Raw genomic sequence first — 5,194 nt, 5'->3', positions numbered from 1 at the left:
CACTCTGCTCTCGGGTATTTAAGTCCGACAGCCTATGCACAGCAAATTGCATGATTCCCTCCGGAATATGGGGGGAAGATCACCGATTTGAGACAATGCAAGCCGCTATTGATTGGATGGAGCGGTTTCAGGAGTATTATAACCATAGCCATCGGCATTCTGCTATAGGCTATGTCACTCCAGCGCAGAGGCGGACAGGGGAATCGGAGGCCATCCTTGCGAAGCGCAGGTTAACGTATGCGGTTGCTCGTGCCAAGCACCCGGAGCGATGGAGCCGACATACTCGGCCATGGACGCAACCAGAGAAAGTTGCTTTGAATCCTCGGGATAAACAAAAGACTGGACAGGATGCCGCCTGAGATTAAAATCTATATCAACTGAGGCGACAACTTCCGCTGACATATAGGGTTGCCTACACTGCACACTCGCCTGTGGAAATGAAAGAGAGCTGTCCTGTCGCCTACAAAAAAGCATCTCATGCGGCCTTCTCCAGCAAAAAGTATGGAGTCCGCTGACTCGCGGAACGGCGATCAACGGTCGATCGGGAGGTATTTCTGCCCTGAGTCGGCCGTGGGATGAATCTCTTCTTCCGATCGAGGCATGCGTACGATCTTCATGATTGTATGGATCAGCGTAACTCTGCCAGCACTTCCTCCTTGCTCTTTCCTTCGAGTATAGCCCGGCTTGCTGCTTCGATGAGATCTCTGTTTGAACAGGCACGGATGGCATCATTCTCCTGTTTCGAGAGACTGCCGAACCTCCACTCCATCTGCTTGATAAGTAGCTTCTGCTCTCCTTCAAGGAGCCCCTGTGCAAATCCTTCTTCTCTGAGTTTTTGAGCAGCGGTCATAGCTTCCTTCTCCAATCGTTTCGAGACCGAGGAGAGGATGCTCGCAACTTTCTCGTGCGGCACCTCTCCTCGGGTGAGAACATAAAAGATCAATTTTCTGAGTTTCTCAAGCTTTTTTTGCTCTGAGAAAAAGATCTCAGAGAGTTCGAAAATGTCTCTGAGATTGTCATCAAGACGATCCGTATCAATAGAGCGGATGATCTGCAGAAGCATTTTGACGTAGAGTGTAATAGTGAGCGTCTCAACATCCTGATCACCGAGGTCAAACAGCTCAAATCGGAAATCGGGTAGATAGGGCGCAAAGATCTGTCGCTCCCTATCCGTGAGCTTGAAGTGGGTCGTGAAATCGGTTCCGAGATCCCATGCTTTTTTCCCGTGATAGAAGACGAAGGGGATGACGGGAACGGGCTTATCCTGTCGTTCATAGATACGGGCGAGGTAGGAAAGCAGTTGTGTGAAGATGTGCGGATCTCTTTGCGATTTATGCTCAAATAGAAGATAGATCTCCGCTGGCGATCCACTGGCGGTTTTAATACGGAAGAGGATATCAGTGCGATATTCCTTCATTGACTCATCGATGAAGGTTCCCTGTTCTACTTCGAGGGTATCAAGATTAAGGACAGCGAGCAGCCCGGGCGGCAGAGTGGATTGAAAGAACGGAATGGCATCCTCTCTATCAGAGAAGGTATCGCGAATGATCCTGTCGGGCGTGGGATCCACGAAAGGAAGGTGAACTGATAGCTGAGGATGTCAAGAGATTCTGGAACTATACGAATTATTGTTGCAAAACCGGTCATGTTGTATGAATGTGAGGTTGCGAGGTTTTCCTTTGAGAACTCACACGGAAATTGAATTTATTGGTCGTTTCATCAAGAATCTGGCAGGCATGAAGGGATTTCTCTGGTCTATACTTTTCTCTATAGCGAGTATGGCCTGCAATCCGTCGGTGAATCCTACTCCAGCAGCCCCATATGAAGGAAGAGCAGAGAAACAGGCAATAGTCCAGCCGGAAAAGTCTGCATCCTTTACCAGGATGAGCCTGGATCATTTCTCTCCGGGCAATGGAATAAGCCTTTTCCCGCTTGACTCAGCTCAGATCGGTTTAACCAGCAATGCTATCGTGCTTTTGCCCGATGGATCGGTGAGAAGCCTGCAGATGGCTCAATGTTCTCCGGATGTGACAGGTCAATGGTCTTTACGGTCAGGTGATTTGCTGATTGATTTCAAGGAAACTTACGAGCTTGAGACATGTCTGGGTGAAAAACCTCCCTTCAAGTCGAAGTCCTTTTTGATAACGATTGTTGAACTGGAATGTCGCAGCGAGGATGGCGGAATAGCCTGGGGGATGGCAGTTACCGATGAGAAGCATGAGTTTCATGTCATGTGCGGTGACTATTAACAGAGAATGCGATGCAAACATTCTATTTAAAAAAAATGCATTCTCCCTGAGAATCGTTCCTGAAGCCAGCCCTTAGTTGGCGAGCCCCGGGTCTATAGGCGGTTAAGAATGAAACGTCTTTACAGAGAATCGATAAGCCTAATACACCTGTTTAAAGCGGCTGCTATCCTGTTTCTTGCTGTGGGCTGCGATACCGGAGCGCGACGCGGAGGAGTCATATATGAGCATCTTTCTTCGGCTGATACAAACGGAACGGCCTTTGTATTTTCTGGTCGCGGGTATGTTCGGGGGATACGACCGGTTGAAGGAGCGGAGATTGCCGTAGCTTATGTTCCTGAGATTCTATCAGACGATCTGAAGTGGAAGAATGATGTGGCTCTCTTAGAGGCAGCCATTTCAAAAATCGACTTCAATAAGCTTCGCTTCGGGCCTGTTGAACGTACGAATACACGTGGATGCTTCAAGGGGCCTTTTATTATTCCGGATGCCTACGATGGATTGATCATACTGCGAATCAAGCGACCGGAGGATGCCCGGCCAGTGTATCATGTCGTCTACCATGAATCACTGACGCCGACGGTTGTCGTTATTCTTCCGTCACGAAAAGACGCTCGGGTGGATCTGACAGCCGAGCAGGTGAACAGGATGGTCCTGTTTGAGCCATGCGAGTGGTGAGGTGACATCTTTGCTGATATGCAGGGATTCTATAAAGGTCCAGAGCCATAAAATGAAAACAGAGGAAGGAGAGGTGAGATGAATTTTGCAGTCGGCAAAGAAAGATTGTATAATAAGAATTTTGGTAAGGATAAAAACATTATTCTTTGGGACGTTCAGAACATTGAAAACGGACAACCAATCAAAATTCGTTTTCTGAAAAATAATACGAAATACCGGCAAGGTATTCGCATCGCAGTAGATGATGGGGAAGGCGAACTGGAAATCAATGGCCTTAAAGGTCGTGTAATGGAATTGTGGGATGACAACACACTGAATGAGATAGTTTGTGTGTGCAAGGCCCAGGAAGGCAAAATCAGTGTCTACAATATTTGGAACGAAAGAGGCTACCCTGAATCTCAATCGGATTCCTCTGGCATGGTTCTTGAGGAAAAAGGTAACACCCTGATTTATAAATGCAATGATTTTGGTTTTGAGTCGACTTTTGATAAGATAATTTTTTCGATAGAAAAAATGTAAACAATTTATATGAAAACTTAAGCGCACGGGCCGTGTTGTCCGTAACATTCGCAGTGTTTTCCAGCGTAACACTCGGAGACCCATCGGAAATTTGCATCCTGACGGGATAAGAAGCATGATTACGATAAAATGTAAGCGCTGCACACTTGCCTGCGGAAATGAAAGAGAACTGTTCGGATAATCGAGCATTCTGGAAAAGGTCATTTGAGATACGAGAAGAAAGGAGAATCGGCAAGGAAGTCGGGGATTTGAGGTCAGTTAACGTCAGCGAAGTCTTTTATAGGAGGAAGAGAAGCCACGGTTATCCGGGCTATCTCGCCGGAGGAATTCGAAACTAAGAATGTGGCCTGATGGGGTGTCCGAAAAATCCGGTAAGATTCACAGCGATTGGCGCTGTTGTCGGTGGGGTCGCTCTTGGGGGCTACCTCGGCTATGTTGGATATGTTAAAGGTGAAGACGCAGTCCGAGAGATTGACACATCAATGGAAGACTATTTCCGCTAAAAGGACGACCTATGGATGCTATTAATTTTTCATCGATTGCCTATGTTGAGAGAAAAGGAGATTATTTTTTCTACTGTATTGAACCTGCTATGCTTTGGGCTTTAATGAAAGAATCATCAGAGGGTAGAAATGCATCCCGCCAAGAAATACTCGAAGAGCTGCTTGCACTGATTCTTCTAAACTTGACGAATAGGCATTCAAGCATCGAATTATCCGATTCTTGGAGAGAAGTATGGGGCGGGATAGCTGGTTTGACCGACCGATTGTCATGTCGAAATCGCTCGCGATTCAAATCGGGGCATTTTACTGGTGGTGGTTTTTTTCGTAATAAGACTGGCATCAGTGCCCTGTTGTTCAGAAGCATGCTGAGGCATTTACAGCGAATGAGGATTCTTGCTGAACTTGAATATAGAGTTACAATAGAGAATGAGGCGGGTCTCTGTTTTTCTGATGGCAGTCAGAGGATTCGTGATAAAAGCACCTTCATTTTTCGGAACGTTTTTGATACAGTGGAATTTGGAGCACAGGCTCAGGATCTACCAGCGCTACAATCGGCTATAAGGGAATCGTTTTTAGCGAAGGATATCTTTGTCGCTCCTATCGAGTTCGATTTTGAAGAATGACGGTAGGTTGCTATTCTTTGTTGCATCAATTGAATAGTGGTAGAAAGGGCACGACGCGGACAGAAGAGAACCGAAAAAAAATGGAGAGTACAACCACGGAGAGACAGCGCAAAGAAATCTGATTCCACAAAACAACGCTTGAACGAAATGCCTGAGTACCCCCGCCACCCGGTCCGCACAGTAAGCTTGCTCTTCCGGGAACGCCATCGCTGCGCTCTCTCTGTCTGATAGAGGCCGGCAATTTTCTGAGTATTCGAATCATCCCCGAGCCTGTCGAAAAACCACTTCAGTGGCCCGCCTATGGCCCCTTGGGCCATAGGCGAAATGACGTTAGCGCCCGTTACCCCAGCGAAGTGATCGCCCGTCGATTTGTGATGTTGCTATACATTCACTCTCCTGAAACTGATCAGCTTCGCAATATTGTGGGCGATACAACGTTCTGCCCAGTCAACCTGAGCCTTTTTGAGGGTGCGTCGAAAGAATTGCCATCCATTTCGTACACTCTTCATAACGCCGAAGACACCTTCTACCGACGGAAACCGGCGCGAATAGATTGTCTTACCATAGGCCGAGCTTAGTTTTTCTCTCATTTTAAGGGTCAGAGGATTGCTGACTGAAGCCATTC

The 5,194-nt window shown here is 47.2% G+C and carries 6 protein-coding genes; 4 read left to right on the top strand and 2 right to left on the bottom strand.

Annotated elements, in window-relative coordinates; genetic code table 11:
* Window positions 1–628: 628 nt before the first annotated feature.
* A complete protein-coding gene (locus LEPIL_RS00550; RefSeq protein ID WP_002768899.1) occupies window positions 629–1,570 on the bottom strand; it encodes an Rpn family recombination-promoting nuclease/putative transposase in 942 nt (313 codons plus the stop codon).
* Window positions 1,571–1,652: 82 nt separating this feature from the next.
* Between LEPIL_RS00550 and LEPIL_RS00545 the strand changes: the two genes are divergently transcribed.
* The 4 genes from LEPIL_RS00545 to LEPIL_RS00530 all read left to right on the top strand — a co-directional run bounded on the left by LEPIL_RS00545 (window position 1,653) and on the right by LEPIL_RS00530 (window position 4,569).
* Window positions 1,653–2,249, top strand: a complete 597-nt coding sequence (locus LEPIL_RS00545; protein WP_040918018.1) for a hypothetical protein — start codon at window positions 1,653–1,655, stop codon at window positions 2,247–2,249.
* Window positions 2,250–2,357: 108 nt separating this feature from the next.
* Window positions 2,358–2,924: a hypothetical protein gene (locus LEPIL_RS00540; RefSeq protein ID WP_002768895.1), complete on the top strand. Its 567-nt coding sequence runs from the start codon at window positions 2,358–2,360 to the stop codon at window positions 2,922–2,924.
* Between the two features lie 78 nt (window positions 2,925–3,002).
* Window positions 3,003–3,443 (top strand): hypothetical protein, encoded by a 441-nt coding sequence (locus tag LEPIL_RS00535; RefSeq protein WP_002768894.1) that lies wholly within the window; start codon window positions 3,003–3,005, stop codon window positions 3,441–3,443.
* 514 nt (window positions 3,444–3,957) lie between these two features.
* The gene (locus LEPIL_RS00530) at window positions 3,958–4,569 is read left to right on the top strand and encodes a hypothetical protein (RefSeq protein ID WP_002768893.1); all 612 of its coding nucleotides are present in this window, start codon (window positions 3,958–3,960) and stop codon (window positions 4,567–4,569) included.
* Between the two features lie 380 nt (window positions 4,570–4,949).
* Here the strand turns inward: LEPIL_RS00530 and LEPIL_RS22745 are convergent.
* A partial coding sequence (locus tag LEPIL_RS22745; RefSeq protein WP_002768892.1) for a transposase occupies window positions 4,950–5,194 on the bottom strand: 245 nt, incomplete at its 5' end.

The organism is Leptonema illini DSM 21528, assembly GCF_000243335.1.
GTDB lineage: Bacteria > Spirochaetota > Leptospiria > Leptospirales > Leptonemataceae > Leptonema > Leptonema illini.
Note: the sequence above shows the minus strand (reverse complement) of the source record. Positions and strands in the feature narration are given on the sequence as shown.

What these genes read in the sequence shown, in the direction of transcription:
- LEPIL_RS00535 (WP_002768894.1), top strand. Translation starts at nt 3,003, where the DNA reads ATGAATTTTGCAGTCGGCAAAGAAAGATTGTATAATAAGAATTTTGGT.
- LEPIL_RS00540 (WP_002768895.1), top strand. Translation starts at nt 2,358, where the DNA reads ATGAAACGTCTTTACAGAGAATCGATAAGCCTAATACACCTGTTTAAA.
- LEPIL_RS00530 (WP_002768893.1), top strand. Translation starts at nt 3,958, where the DNA reads ATGGATGCTATTAATTTTTCATCGATTGCCTATGTTGAGAGAAAAGGA.
- LEPIL_RS00545 (WP_040918018.1), top strand. Translation starts at nt 1,653, where the DNA reads ATGAATGTGAGGTTGCGAGGTTTTCCTTTGAGAACTCACACGGAAATT.